Annotated in this window: 16 protein-coding genes; 8 read left to right on the top strand and 8 right to left on the bottom strand. The window is 42.4% G+C overall.

Features of this window, described 5'->3' with window-relative positions; genetic code table 11:
* The first annotated feature begins 302 nt into the window (after positions 1–302).
* Complete coding sequence (locus V7K84_RS22725; RefSeq protein WP_334841358.1) at positions 303–1088, top strand: Rpn family recombination-promoting nuclease/putative transposase; 786 nt, start codon at positions 303–305, stop codon at positions 1086–1088.
* 67 nt (positions 1089–1155) lie between these two features.
* Here V7K84_RS22725 and V7K84_RS22720 read toward each other — a convergent pair whose 3' ends face one another.
* The gene (locus tag V7K84_RS22720) at positions 1156–2232 is read right to left on the bottom strand and encodes a PIN/TRAM domain-containing protein (protein ID WP_289797317.1); all 1077 of its coding nucleotides are present in this window, start codon (positions 2230–2232) and stop codon (positions 1156–1158) included.
* A 405-nt stretch (positions 2233–2637) separates the two neighbouring features.
* Between V7K84_RS22720 and hemW the strand changes: the two genes are divergently transcribed.
* Entirely contained in the window at positions 2638–3819 is a 1182-nt protein-coding gene (hemW, locus tag V7K84_RS22715; RefSeq protein ID WP_334841356.1) for a radical SAM family heme chaperone HemW, read from the top strand.
* 10 nt (positions 3820–3829) lie between these two features.
* Positions 3830–4717, top strand: coding sequence for a UTP--glucose-1-phosphate uridylyltransferase (locus tag V7K84_RS22710; protein WP_334841355.1), 888 nt, complete (start codon positions 3830–3832; stop codon positions 4715–4717).
* Positions 4718–5008: 291 nt separating this feature from the next.
* On the opposite strand, the gene V7K84_RS22705 is transcribed toward V7K84_RS22710, so the two are convergent.
* Entirely contained in the window at positions 5009–6400 is a 1392-nt protein-coding gene (locus V7K84_RS22705) for a hypothetical protein (RefSeq protein ID WP_334841353.1), read from the bottom strand.
* Between the two features lie 274 nt (positions 6401–6674).
* Here V7K84_RS22705 and V7K84_RS22700 point away from each other — a divergent pair, with 274 nt between their 5' ends.
* The 3 genes from V7K84_RS22700 to V7K84_RS22690 all read left to right on the top strand — a co-directional run bounded on the left by V7K84_RS22700 (position 6675) and on the right by V7K84_RS22690 (position 9320).
* A complete protein-coding gene (locus V7K84_RS22700) occupies positions 6675–7799 on the top strand; it encodes a THUMP domain-containing class I SAM-dependent RNA methyltransferase (protein WP_334841351.1) in 1125 nt (374 codons plus the stop codon).
* Between the two features lie 553 nt (positions 7800–8352).
* Positions 8353–8619 carry a hypothetical protein gene (locus tag V7K84_RS22695; protein ID WP_334841349.1) on the top strand — a complete coding sequence of 89 codons (267 nt, stop codon included), beginning with the start codon at positions 8353–8355 and terminating at the stop codon, positions 8617–8619.
* Positions 8620–9053: 434 nt separating this feature from the next.
* Positions 9054–9320: a hypothetical protein gene (locus tag V7K84_RS22690; RefSeq protein WP_334698352.1), complete on the top strand. Its 267-nt coding sequence runs from the start codon at positions 9054–9056 to the stop codon at positions 9318–9320.
* Here the strand turns inward: V7K84_RS22690 and V7K84_RS22685 are convergent.
* On the bottom strand, positions 9306–9527 hold the full coding sequence (locus V7K84_RS22685) for a hypothetical protein (RefSeq protein ID WP_334841348.1): 222 nt from the start codon (positions 9525–9527) through the stop codon (positions 9306–9308). The genes V7K84_RS22690 and V7K84_RS22685 overlap by 15 nt on opposite strands.
* A gap of 42 nt (positions 9528–9569) precedes the next feature.
* Between V7K84_RS22685 and V7K84_RS22680 the strand changes: the two genes are divergently transcribed.
* Both V7K84_RS22680 and V7K84_RS22675 read left to right on the top strand, forming a co-directional pair.
* Entirely contained in the window at positions 9570–9833 is a 264-nt protein-coding gene (locus V7K84_RS22680; RefSeq protein ID WP_334841347.1) for a hypothetical protein, read from the top strand.
* Positions 9794–10891, top strand: a complete 1098-nt coding sequence (locus V7K84_RS22675) for an alkene reductase (protein ID WP_334841345.1) — start codon at positions 9794–9796, stop codon at positions 10889–10891. The genes V7K84_RS22680 and V7K84_RS22675 overlap by 40 nt, the downstream gene beginning before the upstream one ends.
* 254 nt (positions 10892–11145) lie before the next feature.
* Here the strand turns inward: V7K84_RS22675 and V7K84_RS22670 are convergent, their stop codons facing one another.
* The 5 genes from V7K84_RS22670 to V7K84_RS22650 all read right to left on the bottom strand — a co-directional run bounded on the left by V7K84_RS22670 (position 11146) and on the right by V7K84_RS22650 (position 18783).
* On the bottom strand, positions 11146–12747 hold the full coding sequence (locus V7K84_RS22670) for an NAD(P)/FAD-dependent oxidoreductase (protein ID WP_334841344.1): 1602 nt from the start codon (positions 12745–12747) through the stop codon (positions 11146–11148).
* 613 nt (positions 12748–13360) lie between these two features.
* Positions 13361–14386, bottom strand: coding sequence for a S66 peptidase family protein (locus V7K84_RS22665; protein WP_334841342.1), 1026 nt, complete (start codon positions 14384–14386; stop codon positions 13361–13363).
* A gap of 267 nt (positions 14387–14653) precedes the next feature.
* The gene (locus V7K84_RS22660) at positions 14654–15034 is read right to left on the bottom strand and encodes a KGK domain-containing protein (RefSeq protein ID WP_334841341.1); all 381 of its coding nucleotides are present in this window, start codon (positions 15032–15034) and stop codon (positions 14654–14656) included.
* Between the two features lie 118 nt (positions 15035–15152).
* The gene (locus V7K84_RS22655; RefSeq protein ID WP_334841340.1) at positions 15153–17585 is read right to left on the bottom strand and encodes a dynamin-like GTPase family protein; all 2433 of its coding nucleotides are present in this window, start codon (positions 17583–17585) and stop codon (positions 15153–15155) included.
* Between the two features lie 214 nt (positions 17586–17799).
* Positions 17800–18783, bottom strand: a complete 984-nt coding sequence (locus V7K84_RS22650) for a polysaccharide deacetylase family protein (RefSeq protein ID WP_334841338.1) — start codon at positions 18781–18783, stop codon at positions 17800–17802.
* Positions 18784–19351 lie beyond the last annotated feature (568 nt).

Here is a 19351-nt window from a genome sequence, read left to right as displayed (position 1 = left end):
GATTAACGCTTTTGCACTCTTAGCACCTTTAAGCCATATAAATTCTAAAAAAACGACGCTGCTAAACAAAATATGTACGCAATCAACAAATCAGTCCTAAAATAAAAGTCACTTTTAGTTATATGATGTTTGTGTAAATGACCAAAAAATAATTAGTCAGCTAATCTATAACTCTGTTTGTGTAGCCGCAGACTTTAGTTTGATGGAATTATGGACATATAGTCGTACACAATATACAAACAATGTATTAGATAGGTTTTCAGCATCATGCAAACCCATCTGCACCAAATACACTAATTCAGATGTTTGACAATATCTGTAAGTTTTTAGTTGAGAACTTCTCCAGTGACTTTGCTACATGGTTATTAGGCGAATCTATTAATTTAACAGAACTAAGTCCAAAAGAATTATCTCTCGAACCGATTCGGGCTGATGCTCTAATTCTGTTGCAGTCGGAGCAAAGCATATTGCATTTGGAATTTCAAACCCAAGTCGATGCGGAAATTCCTTTTCGGATGATTGACTATCGATTGCGAGTATATCGCCGCTTTCCAGACAAAACAATGTATCAAGTCGTAATTTACCTTAAGCAGACAAATTCAAATTTGGTGCAACAAAATACATTTACAATTGCTGGGACACGACATGAATTTACAGTTATCAGACTTTGGGAACAACCGACAGAAGTATTTTTGAGAACACCTGGACTTTTACCCTTGGCGGTGTTAAGCAGTACAATTGCTCCAGAAGTTATACTGAATGAAGTGGCACGGGAAATTAACGGGATTACAGAATTAAGAACTCAAAGTAATATTGCTGCTTCTACAGCGATTTTAGCTGGTTTAGTATTAGATAAAGAGGTTATTAAACGAGTTTTGAGGTCAGATATTATGCGCGAGTCAGCGATTTATCAAGACATTCTACAAGAAGGTAAAGCTGAAGGCAAGGCTGAAGGTAAGGCCGAAGCGTTACTCGAAGTGGCAAGAAATCTATTTAGTACTGGTATGCCATTAGAGCAAATCGGCAGAGTCACAGGGTTATCAATTGAGCAGTTACAGTATTTACAGGTAAGTGAGTTCAATCAATAAATAATCGGTGCAGTCAACCTGCACCGATTACCAAGTGTCACTCGAATTGAACAAACATCCCATTGTTTCACGCCAATGCTGAAGCTTGGGGTTTGGCAAAAATCATTCTTCCTGCTGTAGTTTGTAAAGCACTGGTAACTACTACTCGCAGTTCACCACCCACATAGCTGCTACCTTCTTCAACGACTACCATTGTGCCGTCATCTAGGTAGCCAATGCCTTGACTGGGTTCTTTACCTTCCTTGAGGATTTTTAAATCCAGGTTGTCACCTGGTAAATAACTGGGACGGACGGCATTCACTAAATCATTCACATTCAAAACAGGTACTTTTTGAACACTGGCGACTTTAGACAAGTTGTAGTCGTTGGTTAGCAATGTACCGCTGATTTCTTGGGCGAAGCGTACTAACTTGGCATCCACTGTGGGAATATCTTCGTAGTCAACTGTATTAATTAGGATGCGATCGGGATAATCTTCCTTAATACGGTTGAGAATTTCTAGTCCTCGTCTTCCCCGTACCCGCTTTTGGTCTTTGCTAGCATCCGCGACTTGTTGGAGTTCTTGCAAGACAAACTGCGGTACGAGAATTTGCCCTTCTAAAAACCCTGTTTCTAGTAAGGCTTCAATACGACCATCAATAATACAGCTAGTATCTAGAACTTTGGTATTGGCTGGTTTTAATGTTCCTTCCACTACCATCGATTCAACGGTGTTGGGATTAATGAACCGCAATAAGCCTCGCCCGTGGGTGTCTGCCAAATTCATGCCAGTAACGGAGAGGATAATACTACCAACAACTGCCACCAATGGCTTAATAAATCCAAAATCCGCCGGGATCGGGAGCAAAAATAGTGGTGCTAGCATCAAGTTGGCTAGTAATAGCCCAATTACTAAGCCGATCGCACGAGTTAAAATCACTTCTAGAGGCATTTCTTTGACTTGCGATTCTAGGCGACGATATGTCGTCTGGAAACTCAGCCCGATCGCACCACCAATAATAGCGGCAAAGACGGCAACAACTAAGCGTAAAGCTTCTAGATTCGTTACCTGATCTAGCGCCCCATTGGGTAGTAGTTCAATGCTGTAGAACCCTATTCCCGACGCTGCTAGGATAAATGAGAAAATAATAATGGCGTCAAGCATGGTTGTCTTGTTTTCCTGCAACTGTGTTAACCGATAAAGTTAAGTATTTTTTATTTCATCGGTAAGATAAACTAATCAATATTGACTTACACTAAGGGTTTAGGCTGGCAATATCTGCAATTATTATAACTAAAGGCTTTTATCTTAATATTTTTCATTGTTTTGTTGTAAAAAGACAAAAACTTGTAAATAAACTAATTATTTTGTAAGAATTCAGAATCCAGAATCCAGAAGTCAGAATTAAGAAGACTTTGATACCTAAACTTAATAATCTTAATAAAATCAAGAAGTTATTACACGCTTGATTTGACAATTATTCTGGTTCCTGACTCCTGACGCCTTTATTCTCACCTCATTTTCATTGTCTCTAATTCGCAGTTCAATTAACTTAAAACTTTTCTCAAAATGAGTAAAAAATTTAGTACTTCTGGAATTGCGAGTTCTGCTTATGTGCATATCCCCTTTTGCAGACGGCGGTGCTTTTATTGTGATTTCCCGGTATCTGTTGTAGGCGATCGCTTGCGGGGCGAAACATCTGGTACTATCTCCCAATATGTTGAGGTGCTATGTCAAGAAATTGCCATTACACCAGCATTAGGTCAACCCCTAAAGACAATTTTTTTCGGTGGTGGTACTCCTTCGTTGCTCTCAATAGAGCAGCTACAACGGATACTGACAGAGCTACAGAAGCATTTTGGGATTGCATCTGGGGCAGAGATTTCTATGGAAATTGACCCAGGCACCTTTGATTTAGCCCACATAGCAGGCTATCGCAGTGCAGGCGTGAACCGGGTAAGTTTGGGCGTACAAGCCTTTCAAGCAGAATTATTGCAAAGGGCGGGGCGATCGCACTCAGTTGAAGATATTTTTGCAGCTGTGGAACTAATCCACCAAGTCGAGATTCCCGTATTTAGCTTAGATTTAATTTCTGGGTTGCCGCATCAGTCTTTAGATCGATGGCAGGATTCTCTAGAAAAAGCAGTGGCGATCGCACCCACTCACATTTCCATTTACGATCTTACGATCGAACCAGGTACAGCCTTTGGTCGTTACTACAAACCTGGCGATACTCCTTTACCCACGGATGAAGCCACAGTCAAAATGTACCAGATGGGTCAGCAGGTTTTAACTAGTGCTGGTTATGAGCATTATGAAATTTCCAATTATGCTCAACCCGGCCATCAATGTCGGCATAATCGAGTGTATTGGGAAAACCGCCCTTATTATGGCTTTGGCATGGGTGCGGCGAGTTATGTACAGGGGAAGCGGTTCACTCGTCCGCGTAAAACTAAGGAGTATTACCAGTGGGTACAAGCTGGCGGTGTAATTGATTGTGATGTGACTCCCCCAAAGGAAGTATTGTTAGAAACGTTAATGTTGGGGTTGCGTTTGGCGGAGGGTTTAAGTTTGGCGGCGTTGGCGGAAGCATTTGGCGAAGAAAAGGTAGAAGAAATTTGTCGGTGTTTGCAATTGTATTTTGAAAAAGGTTGGGTGGAAGTTGCAGAGGGAAGATTGCGTTTGATCGATCCCCAAGGATTTTTGTTTTCTAATGTGGTATTGGCAGAATTGTTTGAGAAGTTGGGGTGATGAACTGCTTATGCAAAAAAATAAAGTTAGAAAAGCTGTGATTCCGGTAGCTGGTTTCGGTACTCGTTTGTTTCCGGCTACCAAAGTTGTCAAAAAAGAACTTTTCCCAATTATCGATCGAGATGGTAGGGCAAAACCTGTGATTCTTGCAATTATTGAAGAGGCAATTACTGCTGGAATTACAGAAGTAGGGATTGTGGTGCAGCCAGATGACAAAGAAATATTTGCAGATTTCTTGAAAAACCCACCTAAAAAAGAACTTTTAGATAAACTTTCACCACAAAATCAAGAATATAGCCGATATCTTGAAGATTTAGGTAGCAGAATTACCATTTTGTTACAAGAGGAACAATTAGGCTATGGTCATGCGGTATTTTGTGCCAAAGATTGGGTACAAAATGAGCCGTTTTTGCTCATGTTGGGCGACCACATTTATGCATCTGACATTGAAAAATCTTGTACTAGTCAAGTTTTAGATGTTTACGAACAAGTTAATCAAAACGTTATTGGTTTAACTACTATGCCAGCAGAAATCATTCATAAAGCTGGGTGTATAACAGGAGTTTGGCAAGAGTTAAACTCGATTTTGTCAGTTACACAACTCTATGAAAAACCGACTATTGAGTATGCACAACAGCATTTACGTGTAGAGGGAATGTCAGAAAATGATTTTTTAGGTATATTTGGCTTATATTTACTAACGCCGAAAATTTTTGACTTTCTAGCAGAACATATCAAGCAAAATTTCCGAGAACGAGGTGAATTTCAGTTAACATCTTGTCTGGAAAAATTGCGTCAGGAAGAGGGAATGACAGGATATGTTGTTAAAGGCAAGTGTTTTGATACAGGTTTGCCAGATGCTTATCGTCAGACAATGATTGATTTTAGAAAACTATAGATTCATCTTGGTTCAATTCGTTTGTCTGAGAGAATCTTATACCATTTTAGATTTTGGATTGGGAATTGCCTTGGTGCATCTGGCTTGGCATGAATCCATCTGTGGCAATCATTTTTCAAATTGGGATCAATTTTTAAAATAGTTCAAATAGATTAGTAGTCTATTGAGGTAAGCAGAGGCATCTTGAAAATATACCGTTTAATTTGCTCCTGGCGATCGCCTCTTTTTTTGTTAAAGCAGTTTTCAGGTAGATGAGTTACAAAATGCAGGACTCTAAATCAGACACAAACCTTATAAAACTACCTCAAAACTAGCGGTAGTTATAGCAGGAAAAGAGGTAGCATCCAATTGTGCAAATTTACCCCCGGAATTAATCGCAGCAAAACCATCCGCCGAACCATTAGGGTTATAAAAGAGACTACCATTTGCGCTATTATAAACGATCGCTGCACTACTACTTGCAGCTAAGGTATCGTTTGTCACTGTGGCAAAGTCTGCGGAATTTAATTGAGTCGGAAAGACAGAGTTACTTAGAGCAGTAAAGGTAGATTTAGATAGTTGGATCTTGTCTTCCTCAAGAGTGAAGTCACTAATAATATCAACTCCGAGTTCCCTAATATTAAACTTCGATCCTGTTGCAAATGCAAACTTATCTGAACCAGCGCCTCCTTCTAGTAAGTCGTCCCCACTATCTCCCTGTAGGTAATCGTTGCCTGTGTTGCCGATCAGAGTATCTTTTCCACTACTGCCAAAAAGAATATCATTACCTTTGCCCCCTAGAAGGTTGTCGTCATCACTACCCCCATCTATGATGTCTGCACCAGCTCCACCAAAAAGGATGTCAGAACCTGCCCCCCCATCAATGTAATGATTACCAACAACACCAGAAAGCGAAATACTGTCATCACCATCCCCAGCAAAAATAACCTTATCGCCAGCCGAAAAATTCCCCGAACTAAAGGTATCGTCTCCCTTGGTTGTAGCGACATCAGTACTTATCGCATTTCTGGATCGAGCAACTGCCTCTTTTATGACATCAGCAAGATTCTCACTTGTAGAACCAACAGTCAGTACACCACCTCGACCAAGCTGGGTAACTAGTGTCTCGTAATTGGCTGCAACATTACTCGTAGTTAGAAAAATTGGAATAATGTTATTTGTTTCTAGCGCAGTTTTTACTTGTCCGACCTGTGGATAATCTTCAAAAGCATCAGCTATCGCATCTCCATTATTGCCAATACTATCTGGCCTAACTGCTGCGCGATCGCCGGCAACGTGATAAATACCATCGGTAGCTATTATCACAACACGAAATGAACCTACTCTGTAACCAAGACTGCCGTTATCTAAAGCTGCGAACAAGAGTGCAAATAATTGTGATTCGGGCCCATCATTGCCACCAAAAGCTTGAAAGTTAAAGATTTTATCTTTAATTGTTGTGACTTTATTTGTCAAAGCGACTTCTGCTTGATATACATAGTCAGCGTAACCGCCAAAAGGCACAAGTGGCTTATCCTTGAAAGAGGCAATACCAAATTTCAGGTCATCACCAAATATCTTTGCTAACTTCGGGTTGGTTAAGCGATTTACCGTCGCAGGAAGTACGGCTTTAAGCTGGACTACACCCTCATTAGATGACGATGTTAAGTCTTGCAGCAGAACAATATCAGATACTAAACTCATAGTTTTTCCCTCTGATTATTTTTATTGATGAGTTGTATTGCAAAGTGCCTGAATGCTATTTCAGCTTGATATTAGCAAGGTTAATTGATTTAAGATAGTACTTAAACTGAAGAAAATATAATCTCTTTCAAAAAATATTTGCTGTGTCCTGACTCCTGCCTCTACCTTACTAAGGTTATAGTTGCAGACTTAACGAGAGAGAATGTCACCAGATATGAGTTAAGCTAAAGTGCGTCAATGGGTGAGCAGTGAAGATAATGCTTTGGATTAGAGGATGAATCAGTATTTTGCAACGGTTGCTCGCGGATTAGAAACCCTCGCGGCTCAGGAGTTAGAGCAACTGGGTGCCCATTCCGTAGAGCCGGGGTTTTGCGGTGTAGCCTTTGAGGGCGATCGCACTTTACTTTATCGCGTCAATCTCTGGGCTAGGCTGCCGTTCCGAATCTTGGTGAATATCAATGAGTTTCCATGCCTTGATGCCAAGGATCTCTATCGCGGTATCCAAACTATCGATTGGCAAAACTATCTGACGCCAGACATGACGCTGGCGGTGAATGTCACGGGCAAAAACCAGCACCTCAACCACAGCCACTTCACATCTCTCCAGGTGAAAAATGCGATCGTTGACCAACAGCAAGAAAAGCTGGGCGAACGTTCAAATGTAGAGCTTCATGAACCAGATGTGCGGGTTAATGTTCATATTGAACGCGACTTTTGTACCGTTAAACTCGACAGTTCTGGAAATAGTCTGCATCGCCGAGGCTACCGTCCTGCGGTGGGAGTAGCCCCTCTGAAAGAATCTCTGGCTGCTGCCCTGATTCAACTTTCGGGTTGGCAACCAAACCAGATGTTTTACGATCCTTTGTGTGGATCTGGCACTTTACCTCTGGAAGCTAGCTTAAAGGCACTGAACATCGCACCAGGACTGTTTCGCGAAAGCTTTGGATTTGAAAATTGGCTCGATTTCGACCTGCCCCTTTTAGAAAAGCTGCTCCAAGAAGCTAAGGACAGTCAACTAGATAGCCTGACTGCACCTATTTGGGGAAGCGATCGCGATGAAAATATAATTGAGCAAGCGATTAACAATGCTCAAAACTGCGGCGTTGATAACCATGTATGGTTTTCTCAAATGGAACTTGCTGATGTTGTCGCCCCCGCAGACAATGGGATTTTATTCTGCAATCCACCTTATGGCGAACGACTGGGGCGAGATAGCGATTTAGGGGCATTTTACAAACTTTTGGGCGATGTACTGAAACAACGCTTCAAAGGCTGGACTGCATTTGTGCTGAGTGGCAACAAGGAACTGTCTCAATCGATTGGACTAAAATCATCCCAGCGAGTTGCCGTGTACAACGGAGCGCTGCCTTGTCAGTTAATGAAATATGAGTTGTATTAAGTACAGCATTTCATTAATTCGTAGCGAATTAAATTCGGCAATACCTTGCAATGTCAATGCGTCTCTCTGCAATGTCAATGCATCTCACTGCAATGCCAATGGGTCTCTCTGCAATGTCAATGCATCTCACTGCAATGCCAATGGGTCTCTCTGCAATGTCAATGCATCTCAATACAATGCCAATGCATCTCTCTGCAATGTCAATGCATCCCCCTACATTAAAAATGCTACGCTTTTACGCAAAACTGTATTAAGACAGAATCGATCGGATTTTGCTATTTCCGGTTTGCAAGCTGTCGCGCCTATAAGTTGCCTCATAATCTGTTAGGTAAAACCTGCAAACCCTCTCCTCTGCTCCTCTGCTCCTCTGCTCCTCTGCTCCTCTGCCCCTCTGCCCCTCTGCCCCTCTGCTTACCTAAATGTATCAACCTTATAGTGAAATGCTATAAGCCTATATTCTGGCAGTTAATATAACAACTGTTGAAACAAGTGGCAGTATAATCTAGTGACTGACAATCTGCAATTTATTTATCGTTAAAAGGCAAGGCTATTTATGTCAGACCAATTCACCTTTACCGTTACCAATAAAACTGAATTGGCAATTACAGAGTTGTGGGTATCTGTTGACGAGCAAGAGTGGGCCGCATTTAACTTGGGTGAATCAGGGATTCCATCAGGTGAAACAGCAACAATTGCTTGGGCTGAATATACGAATGGTTCGCCCTGTGAATGGTACATATCTGCTGTATTTGAAGATGAATCAAAAACTGAGTCAGCCCTATTTAACTTCTGTAAAGAACCAGCTTTAACAATCGGATAAATTCCCCAGTGCGATCGCCACCGGAAAGGGCGTGTACGCCATCGCGCTTGATAGATGATTGCATATCGACTTTAGACATAAAAACAAAAGCCCTAGCTAGAAAGTATCTAAGTGGGGCTTGATATTAGAATTAACATGTCCCTTTTAGAGAAGTTGCTCGAAGAAGTTAGGGACAGCCTGTGAAACGCTCTGACTGCGCTTATTTGGAGAAGCGATCGCTCTCAACTATTTCTGTTAGATCGTAGAGACGGCGATTCACCGCGTCTTACCTGTGATATTTTTAATACTCTTTAACAAATTTCAATTTAGTCAAAAAAACTTGAAACTACTTCTGAGATTATATTGTGGGAGTTATGATGACAACGTTTAAAAAAAAGTGACAGTATAATCGGTGACTGACAACCTGCAATTTATTTATAGCTAAGGGGCTATTTATGTCAGATCAATTCACGTTTACCGTTACCAATGATACCGAACAAGCAATTACAGAGTTGTGGGTATCTGTCGATGATGAAGAGTGGGCTTCATTTACCTTGAGTGATTCAGGGATTCCATCGGGTGAAACAGTAACAATTGCTTGGGCTGAATATACGAATGATTCGCCCTGTGAATGGTACATATCTGCTGTCTTTGAAGATGAATCAGAAAGTGAGTCAGCCGTATTTAACTTCTGTGAAGAACCAGCTTTAACGTTCGGCTAAATTTCTCAGTGCGATCGCCACCGGAAAGGGCGTATACGCCATCGCGCTTGATACATGATTGCATACCGATTCCAGCCATAAAAGCAAAAGCCCTACCTCGAAAGCATCTAGGTGGGGCTTGATATTAAATATTGATATTGGCAATACCAGATAATGGTGTAAGAGGCAAATGACAGGCGTTGGCTGTAATGCTCTATTTGTCGTCATCAAGAAAAAGATTATGTGCAAGCTTCCATATAATAAATAGTGATGGCGCAAGGCGATCTATGGGGGCAATTAATCAAAGCTATTTGTCAGCGTTGCGGATTCAGTTACCCTGAAGTTATCTGTAGGGCAGTATTATTGAGGTTGTCGGTGGAGCGTAGTTTACCGCCGCAGGCAGACGCTCTCTACGAGACGCTACGCGTAGCTTGCTTCTCTGTAAGAGTACGTGGACTCGCTACCGCCCTGATTCTAGAAGAGGAAAAATGCCAATGCCAGAAAAATCAGGACTGTTCGCGCCAGTTAGACTAGGTTCGCTCGATCTTCCCAACCGCATCATCATGTCTCCGATGTCCCGTCTCCGGGCAACTACTGAGTGTGTACCGACCCCCCTAATGATCGAATACTACACCCAGCGAGCTTCGGCGGGACTCATTATTACGGAAGGAACGCATCCAAGTCCAATGGGGCGAGGTTACACAACCTGTCCTGGATTGCACAACGAGGAGCAGGTTGCAGGCTGGCGAAAAGTCACAGATGCAGTTCATGCTGCTGGAGGTCGGATATTTGTGCAACTGATGCACGCTGGACGGGTGTCGCACTCCTCCCTATTACCTAACCATGCCCGACCGATCGCACCTTCGGCTGTCCCGGTGGTGTCCGAAGAAGTTCACATTTGGGATGGCAAAGTCCCTTTCGAGACACCCCGTCCGTTAGAATTGGACGAAATACCCGAAATAGTAGAGGAGTATCGCAGAGCGGCAGAACTCTCTATTGAAGCAGGTTTTGATGGTGTGGAACTTCATGCAGCAACCGGATATCTACCCAACCAGTTCCAAGTCAGCAGCTCCAACCAACGCACAGATGCCTATGGTGGCACATTGGAGAATCGAACTCGCTTCACGCTCGAAGTAGTCAATGCTCTGTGTAGCGTCCGAGGAGCGGAGCGGATTGGGGTGAAGATTGCCCCCGGCTTCACAGTCAACGACACATTTGATGACGATCCTGCCGAAACTTACACCTATGTTGCAAAAGCACTCAGTCCATTGGGTTTGGCATACTTGCACGTGGGGTATGACCGAGGTTACGCCAGAGGAACTGCACCGAAGTTTAACCCCATCGATCTCCTACGTCCCGTTTACCAAGGAACACTGATAGCTGTGGGTGGGTTCGATCGACAACGAGGTGATGAAGCAATTACAAGTGGGCGGGCTGATGCCATAGTTTTTGGGCGACTGTTCATCTCTAACCCTGACTTAGTGGATCGGCTACGGCTCAATGCCCCTCTGAGCGAAGGTGATGTCAGAACGTTCTATGGTGGTAGCGAACATGGCTACACAGACTACCAAACCCTGTCGCAACTCCATTGAGTGGCATAATAACGCCCATGCGAGAATGGCACTAAGAAAAGCGTAAATCCCTGGTATTCCTGGCTTTTGGGTGTGGGGTGTAGGGTGTGGGGAATTAAGAAGATGTTGAACTCCTTGACGTACTGGTATTCAAATTGTCTGAAACACTACACCCAACACCCTACCCCCAACACCCTGCTCTGACGAGGTTTCACCTTTTATTAGTGCTATTCGCCTATGCAAGTTCTGTTGCAAAAACTTTTCAAACTACGCAATTATTTCAAAATACTTAAAGCCACCGCCTCCGCCACCTTAATCCCATCAATACCCGCCGAAAGGATTCCCCCGGCGTATCCCGCGCCTTCACCAGCCGGATAAAGACCGACTGTATTTAAACTTTGATAATCTTCTTTGCGTTTAATCCGAATCGGCGATGACGTGCGGGTTTCCACCCCAGTCAACACGGCATCATCCATCGCAAAACCTTTAATTTGTTTATCAAAAGCGGGAAGGGCTTCGCGGATGGCGGCGATCGCATAATCTGGTAAACTCTGACTCAAATCGCCCAAATGTACCCCAGGTGTATAAGACGGTTTAACAGTGCCCAATGCTGTCGAGGGACGATGGTTAAGAAAGTCTCCCACCAACTGTCCTGGAGCTTCATAAGTTCCACCACCCAATTCAAATGCCCGTTCTTCTAAGCGCCGTTGAAAGTCAATTCCCGCCAAAGCATTTCCCGGATAATCTTCGGGGGTAATACCCACAACGATCGCACTATTGGCATTGCGCTCATTGCGAGAGTATTGGCTCATCCCATTGGTAACAAGCCGCCCCGGTTCTGATGCGGCTGCAACCACCAAGCCCCCCGGACACATACAAAAACTATAAACGGAACGACCATTTTGACAGTGGTGAACCAGTTTATAATCGGCAGCACCTAAAATTTTATGACCAGCTTGAGCGCCGAAACGACATCGATCGATGAGAGACTGGGGATGTTCAACCCGAAAGCCGATGGAAAAAGGTTTCGGCTCGATGTAAACCCCGCGTTCAAATAGCATTTGGAAGGTATCGCGGGCGCTGTGCCCTACTGCGAGAACTACATAATCGCTGGCGATATATTCCCCACTGGCGAGGGTGACTCCCCGCACCTGGCCATTTTCAATGTTGATATCTTCCACCCGACTTTCAAAGCGAATTTCACCACCGAGGGATTCGATGTTGGCGCGCATACTTTGGACGATTCCCACCAGTTTGAAGGTGCCGATGTGCGGTTTGTTGATATAGAGAATTTCCGGTGAGGCTCCCGCATTCACAAGTTCGGTTAGTACCTTGCGCCCATAATGCTGAGGATCTTTGACTTGACTGTAGAGTTTGCCGTCAGAAAATGTACCCGCACCACCTTCGCCAAACTGGGCATTGGATTCGGGATTGAAGTCTGATTTCTTCTTCCAAAAGCCAAAGGTATCAGCGGTGCGATCGCGAACTTTTTTGCCACGTTCTAAAATGATGGGGCGGAAACCCATTTGCGCCAGCATCAAACCCGCAAATAAGCCACAAGGGCCAGTACCAATCACGATGGGCCGAATCGCCAAATTGCTCGGTGCTTTTGCCACTGGGCGATAACTCATGTCTGGCGTGACCATGACATGGGGATCTTTTTTGAGGCGCTTGAGTAGATGGGTTTCCTGAGTCGTTTCTACATCCAGAATATAAACAAGAGCGATCTCTCCTTTCTTACGGGCATCGTAGCTACGCTTGAAGATGGAATAGCCGATCAAATCTTCGTCCGTGATTTGCAGCTTTTTGAGGATGGCAGTCTCGATCTCATCTTCAGGATGATCGAGCGGGAGCTTTACTTCAGTTAGTCGTAACATGGCGAGGAGAAATGCATACTGTCTATCAAAATCTTAATCAAAATTACTATGGCGCGGCTGATTTACTTTCGAGGCTTAAACGAAACCTGAGTTCAATAAACCTCTCCTTGCTTTGAACTAAAGTTCAAGTCTGTCCTCTCCGAGTCGGCTACGGTATACACACAAGTCTTTTGACCTACACCGAATGGCACGCTTGTTAATCGCAAAGCCCTGATATAACAAGATTTTTGAGTGTGGGGAGTGGGGGAAGTGGGGGAAGTGGGGGAAGTGTGGGGAGTGGGGGGAGTGGGGGGAGTGGGGGAAGTGTGGGGAGTGGGGGGAGTGGGGGAAGTGTGGGGAGAAAGAGGAGAAATTGAATAACTGCATATCAACAAATGCTGTATTGCCTCCCCATCCTCCCACACCTCCCACACCCTGCCAGCAAGGAGGTTTCAGCTTTTCAAGCGTGCCATTCTGACCTGCACCTTTGATGCATCGACCTGCAAAAATTAACCTATATTACGTTACGCAACAACTCTAAAATACTTGTGTGTACGCGGTAGGAGTCGGAGAGGGACGGTTTTGCGTAGTAAAACCTTCTTAAAAGTCTTTTTATTAGATAAGATATTTCGCGTTAAACAAGACTAACAGCCGCCTCTAACATTCGTATTGTCCCAAGTTCAGCATTTATTTCCACTTCTACACCGACTGGCAAGGTAAATTTATCCTTAATATGACCGATCGTGGAACCATACCAAGCAGGAATACCTAAAGGAAGTATGTGTTGTTGCAATACTTGCATTAACGTAAATGACGGTTCATCTCCAAGACTACATTTTGTACATTGCCCAAAGATAAAACCAGTAATTTGATTCAGTATGCCAGCAGTTTTTAACTGCGTCAGCATCCTATCTATACGATAAACATCCTCGCCAACTTCTTCCACAAACAGAATGCTTTTGTTCCAGGAAGGTAGGTAAGATGAACCTACCATTGCTGATAGTACTGATAAGTTTCCACCCACAAGTTTACCCTTTGCCTTTCCCGGTGCTATTATCTCCAATCGCACTTCGCTAGGGTTGAGATTTTGCATAGTCACCGCTTCACCATTAAATAAGATGCGCTTGAAGTAATCTACTGTAAATTGATTCCAGGTAGACGTAGCAACTGGCCCATGAAAAGTAACCATTTGACTACGGGCATTAATTGCCAACAACAGGGTAGTAATATCGCTGTACCCGATGATAATTTTTGGATGGGAACGGATCAGCGAATAGTTGAGTAAGGGTAAAATGCGATTGCAGCCCCAACCACCACGCATAGGAATAATTGCTTTTATAGTGCGATCGCTAAACATCAAGTTTACATCCTGGGCGCGATCGCTGTCTTTACCCGCTAAATAGCCGTAACGATCTAAAATATGCTTCCCCAGCTTGACTTTTAACCCTAACTGTGAAATTGATTTCTGCGCTGCTTCAATGTCTTTAGCGTCAACGATACCCGCAGGGGCGATTAACCCTACGGTATCGCCAGCTTGCAGGCGGGGCGGCTTGCGGATGTTGTTTAGAGATGGCTTACCTTGGGCGGTAAGTGTTGGTATTTGAGTGGCTAAGGTAGCCACCCCACAGGTTGCAAGAAATTCCCGACGCTTGATATTCATAACCATTGAGTTGGAGACTAGGGATTGGGATAGTAGCTGCGTAGGTTGGGTTTAGGAACAAAACCCAACATTTCCGGGGCTTTGTTGGGTTGCGCTTTGCTTAACCCAACCTACAATTTTTTCTAACCCAAGTGTATTGAGTTATAGCAAGCGTAAATCATTCGTCTACAACAAAATTCCTGGCTTATTAAATAAGTCAGGAATCTAAGCCTTTAGATTTTCACAAATCAAATAGGATTGCTATATGTAAATTTGGATTGACTAATTTTACTCATTAATCATGCGGCGAAGATCGTCAAGAGGCGACTCTGGTTCGGTGATTTCTGAATTGTTGCTGTTAGTTATTTGTAAATCTTCCTCTTCAATATAAAATTCAACGCTTATTTTAATTTTCACTTTCCCCTTTTTCCAGCTTGGAGAACCTAGTGTTAAAATTTCGCAATCTGTGCCTTTCTGAAACCAATTCCCATTCGGAGACTGTTTTCTATTTATTCCTTGCCTACTTAATTCTTGATTCAATATAGATTCTAACGTGGAGTTAAATGAGGTATCCATTGCTTGTTTAAATTTAGCAATTTTATATGTGTTGCCTCCAAAGTCCAAAACATCACCATCGTTACACTCTATTTGCTTAAATTCATCTTGCATATCAACCTCAATTTTTGAAATTTTTCTACTTTACGCAAAACTGTAGTTAGTGAATGCTAAAGCACTCACTAAAAGCTACAATTATCTCAAAGATAATTTGTGATTAGAATTAAACCTTTTATACCACATCTGAAACCAAAAACTCATTCTTAGCAAACTTGCTAACACTATCAAATGAATCACCAATGACAGGCAAAAGATGATCGTATAATTGCATCGCCTGTAAACAAGTATTAATACTAGAAGCGGCTGAATTATATGCTGCAATATTTTCTTCAACAACATTCAACAATCGGCGATTATTCGCAATTTTTTCTTCAGCTTCTTGTTGCAGTATTTTCTCTAAATAAGCACGCGCCTGTGGGTATTGCTGCAAAATTTCATCTGCTTGCTGTTCTGCCATTGGTAACAATTGAGTTTTCAGCGTTTGATTAATGGTTTGACGGAAAGATTTACGAATAGTATAAGAAACTTTTGGTTCAAAATCTAACTTCAATAACTGCCTAATCGCTGGTTCTGCTTCCACGATACTTTCAGCATCGTAACCTTGAGAAGTTTGTGATAAAGTTTGGCGAAATTGATATATAGAAAAAGTGCCTTCATCATAAAATCTAGGGCTTTCTCGCACAAAGCGATCGCACTCTACACTAGCTGCACTAACTAATGCTTGAGTAACTACTTTTTCTAAATTTCTAATCTCTTGTTCAATGCCACCATCATTATCTAATAAACGATACAGTTGACGATAATATTCTGATTTGCGAATCTTTTCAATCAACCGCTGAAAATAATTTGCAACTACTTGCTGAGAAGATTCAACCAAAATATCTTCTAATTGATTTGCTAAGTAATAAAATGCCTCTACTAAAATAGCAATTAAAGGTGCGGTAGCGTTGCGAGGATGGCTGATGGTTGCACGTTGATAAGCAGAAGCTACAGAAAAAGTATCTAGCAATTCATCTAAGCGGCGAATCATTCGTGATTGCAATTGCTTAAAATCTGCTTCAAAAGCATCACAAGAATTATTAATTACATGGTTAACTTCTTCTGTGATATGCTCGCTAAATTCTCTCCCAATTTGCTGTAGTTGCTGATTTAGGCGTTGTAACTCTTGCGCCTTCATTGTCTCAATTTCTTGGGGCTGACTATCTAAATCGCGTTGGACACTCTGATAATGTTTTTTGAGCTTAATACAAATATCTTCCAAATCATCAGCAAGATTTTTAAATAATTGGGGACGCTTTTCTTCCGTAAGATAGCGAGTAATAGCTGTGCGAAATTCTTCAGTACCACTATCTTGAATTAACTGTTCTATCAGTTCATTTCCCCACTCTCCCAGAATTCGCACATAATTTTGATTTGGAGTTTCAAAGCCGTTCACAGAGACACGGAATTTACTGGAAGATAGCTTTCCTGAATTTACACAGTAGTTGTTAAACGCATAGACAAATTGCGGTGTTTCTTCTTTACCATCTAAACCTTTAATACTTTCTGCAAAAACAGAATCTAAACCAAATCTATCTTGTGGGTTTGTCTGTTTAATCTGACTGCCATAAAATCCTAATAATCCACTGGTTTTATAAACCTTCTTGGAATTGGCAAATTGCCCACTAATTAAATCGTCTAATCGTTGCCGTAGCTGAGTATTATACCAAGTTTCATCGATCCGGTTGAAGACATAGAAAACGCGATCGCGTACTCCCCCATTCTCCCGCATTAATTCTAAAAGTTCGGTTTCTTCTTTTGTCATATCACCCGCCGAAGCAGGTTTTAGCACGCACACCACCGCCGAAGTATCAGGATGTTGAATTTTGGCATAAGTTAGTTGTGCGTCTTTCTCTACTGGCGCATCTATACCGGGCGTGTCAATAATTACATTGCCATCTTGTAGCAAAGGATGATTGCAGTAATATTCTATTCGCTTCAATACCGCACTATTACTACCACGGCGGGCATATCCAGCCGCTTCCTTGAGATTGGAAAAGTTAAATTGCTCCATTGAATATGTAGCATTATTAACCGTGTAGATGCGATCGCGGTTTGCCATATATCCCTCTAGCAACAACATTAACGCCTTCGCCTGTTTTGCACGTTCTGATTTACTCTCACCACCCTCCTGTTGAATAATCGCTTCAGAACCTTGACGTAGCAGGTTAATTACCTCAGCTTGGTTAATATTAGTGACTGTCTGAAATCCTAGTTGCTGACACAAAGAAACTGCTTGTTCGCGAATCTCTGCTTCACTTAAAAACGTCAAAACAACACGTTCTTTATCTACTTCTGCATACTCGATTTTGCATTCTGTACCTGTAGCGTGTCCCTCTGCACTGTAGAGTAATTCCCTTTCTAATAGTGCATTGATTAGCATTGATTTCCCGGCACTAAAAGCACCTGCAAATACAATTTCAAACTTGGGAGAAATCGCCTTACTTAAAGAAGTTCGTACAGGTGTAATATCTTGGGAACGTAGCGTTGGTTCTTGTTGTAAAAGTTGTAATATAGATTCAACTTGCTCTTTCAAATTTTGGCACTGAAGCAGTAAATCTGACATATTCAGCATCCTGACAATATTTCTCTATATATTAGTAAGATTTATTGTCTTGATGGTTCAGTAAATTTCCTGAGAATTATATGTGGTTTATCCCTGAAGATTTATAATATAATACGCTTTGGTTAAAGATTATTGGTGTAGATAATTTGTTTTTCAAGACGCGATTTATCGCGTCTCTACATGAGCGTTTTGTTGCTCGTTAGGAATCGTATTTTTATCTCTTTTGAGGCACTAATACAGGCAGTTTACGTCCATCGGCTGCAAATTTAGCGTGTTGTCCAACAGTTAAAACATTAAACTGATTGGATATAATTTCTAAACTTTTGTTCACTATTGCCAGCTTTTTGTAGGTTGGGACACTCATACCAGGAAAGAATGAAAGTTCTGGTACATCCTCTTGACTTACAAAGTCTGTAGGATGGAGTAGCAAAGAAGGCTGGACGCGTGTAACTTTACACAGCCACAGGGCAATTCGCAAGTAGAGTAACGCCACTTCCGAAGAAAATGTACTCAGAAACATTATATAACTGAAGTGAATTGGCACTTTAAAGATTGGCATAGTGGTAACGGGAATCTCAGTTAGCCTATCCTTATCTAGTTGCCACTTGTAAGGTTTTAGAGGCTGCAAACCCTCTTTAAAACCGCCAAACAGAGCTTCCCGTTTTTTACGTTCTTCCTTGCTTAATTTACAAGTTATTAAATAATATGCTCGTGCTATGGGGCCCAAAAATGTGGGGAAAGTGGAAGCATCATATTCGTATCCTCGTCGTGCTAAAACTTTCAATACTGCTGGAGAAAAACTGTATCCTGGTCCCCGGAAGCCGATAGGATGTTGATGAGTAACACGCTTAATATGTTCTTCGGCCAGTGCCACCTCTTCTTCAATCTCATTCTCTGAATACAGATGTAGCCAAGGATCGTGATAGAATGAATGGTTGCCAATTTCGTGACCGGCGCTAGCGATCGCTTGTATTGCTTTGGTATTCTTTTCTAGCGCTGCATCCTGACCGACAATGAATACTGTGATTGTCAAATCCCATTGCTTGAGAATATCTAAGAAACGAGGTACTGCGATATCCAGGTAAGAAGGATAAGTCTCCCAACCCGGAGCGCCCTGATTTTTTAAATAAGACCAAATATTATCCAAATCTAAAGAAAGACTGGCTATTGGTTTGTTTCCTTTTTGCTTTGTTTTCATTATGAGTTATAATTATTTGGACAATTTTAAGCGTCTATAGTCTTAGGTTCGGACTTTATTGGTCAAGTTCCATAGTTCGATGGGGGCTGATACCATTTTAGATTTTAGATTTTGGATTGGGAATTGCCTTGGTGCGTCTGGCTTGGTGTGAATCCATCTGCATTGGTGTCAACTTCAGCCAAAAAATATATCGGACAGGCGTTTTGCAAATCCTTCACGCCCTCATCCCCTAACCCCTTTTCCCAAGGGAGAAGGGCAATTGAATATCTAGCTCCCCTCCTCACGGATGGGAGAGGGCAAAACGTTGTCACCAAGAGGGTTTAGCGTTAAGTTGACACCTATGCTCCATCTATCGCAATCATTTTTCAAATTGGTATGAGTTTAAGGGAAACCTCAAGCTAGAATGTTTGCGGCTCCTAATTTTCAAAATAAAGAGTTACTTTAAGAGCAGCATTTCGTAGGCATCGCCCGTCATATCATGTCTGCTTGATTACTTATTAAACCCGAAGAACCCCACCCCCGCCAAAGCTGCGCTTTGTCTCCCCTCCCCGCTTGCGGCTATCCATTA

Origin of the sequence: Nostoc sp. (assembly GCF_036917315.1) — a bacterium.
GTDB lineage: Bacteria > Cyanobacteriota > Cyanobacteriia > Cyanobacteriales > Nostocaceae > Nostoc.
The sequence above is the reverse complement of the archived record's forward strand: the minus strand, read 5'-3'. Positions and strand labels throughout refer to the sequence as shown.

What these genes read in the sequence shown, in the direction of transcription:
- V7K84_RS22710 (WP_334841355.1), top strand. Translation starts at nt 3,830, where the DNA reads ATGCAAAAAAATAAAGTTAGAAAAGCTGTGATTCCGGTAGCTGGTTTC.
- V7K84_RS22660 (WP_334841341.1), bottom strand. Translation starts at nt 15,034, where the DNA reads ATGCAAGATGAATTTAAGCAAATAGAGTGTAACGATGGTGATGTTTTG.
- V7K84_RS22720 (WP_289797317.1), bottom strand. Translation starts at nt 2,232, where the DNA reads ATGCTTGACGCCATTATTATTTTCTCATTTATCCTAGCAGCGTCGGGA.
- V7K84_RS22675 (WP_334841345.1), top strand. Translation starts at nt 9,794, where the DNA reads ATGCCAGAAAAATCAGGACTGTTCGCGCCAGTTAGACTAGGTTCGCTC.
- V7K84_RS22650 (WP_334841338.1), bottom strand. Translation starts at nt 18,783, where the DNA reads ATGAAAACAAAGCAAAAAGGAAACAAACCAATAGCCAGTCTTTCTTTA.
- V7K84_RS22665 (WP_334841342.1), bottom strand. Translation starts at nt 14,386, where the DNA reads ATGAATATCAAGCGTCGGGAATTTCTTGCAACCTGTGGGGTGGCTACC.
- V7K84_RS22705 (WP_334841353.1), bottom strand. Translation starts at nt 6,400, where the DNA reads ATGAGTTTAGTATCTGATATTGTTCTGCTGCAAGACTTAACATCGTCA.
- V7K84_RS22670 (WP_334841344.1), bottom strand. Translation starts at nt 12,747, where the DNA reads ATGTTACGACTAACTGAAGTAAAGCTCCCGCTCGATCATCCTGAAGAT.
- V7K84_RS22685 (WP_334841348.1), bottom strand. Translation starts at nt 9,527, where the DNA reads ATGACGACAAATAGAGCATTACAGCCAACGCCTGTCATTTGCCTCTTA.
- V7K84_RS22725 (WP_334841358.1), top strand. Translation starts at nt 303, where the DNA reads ATGTTTGACAATATCTGTAAGTTTTTAGTTGAGAACTTCTCCAGTGAC.
- V7K84_RS22655 (WP_334841340.1), bottom strand. Translation starts at nt 17,585, where the DNA reads ATGTCAGATTTACTGCTTCAGTGCCAAAATTTGAAAGAGCAAGTTGAA.
- V7K84_RS22700 (WP_334841351.1), top strand. Translation starts at nt 6,675, where the DNA reads ATGAATCAGTATTTTGCAACGGTTGCTCGCGGATTAGAAACCCTCGCG.
- V7K84_RS22695 (WP_334841349.1), top strand. Translation starts at nt 8,353, where the DNA reads ATGTCAGACCAATTCACCTTTACCGTTACCAATAAAACTGAATTGGCA.
- V7K84_RS22680 (WP_334841347.1), top strand. Translation starts at nt 9,570, where the DNA reads ATGGCGCAAGGCGATCTATGGGGGCAATTAATCAAAGCTATTTGTCAG.
- V7K84_RS22690 (WP_334698352.1), top strand. Translation starts at nt 9,054, where the DNA reads ATGTCAGATCAATTCACGTTTACCGTTACCAATGATACCGAACAAGCA.
- hemW (WP_334841356.1), top strand. Translation starts at nt 2,638, where the DNA reads ATGAGTAAAAAATTTAGTACTTCTGGAATTGCGAGTTCTGCTTATGTG.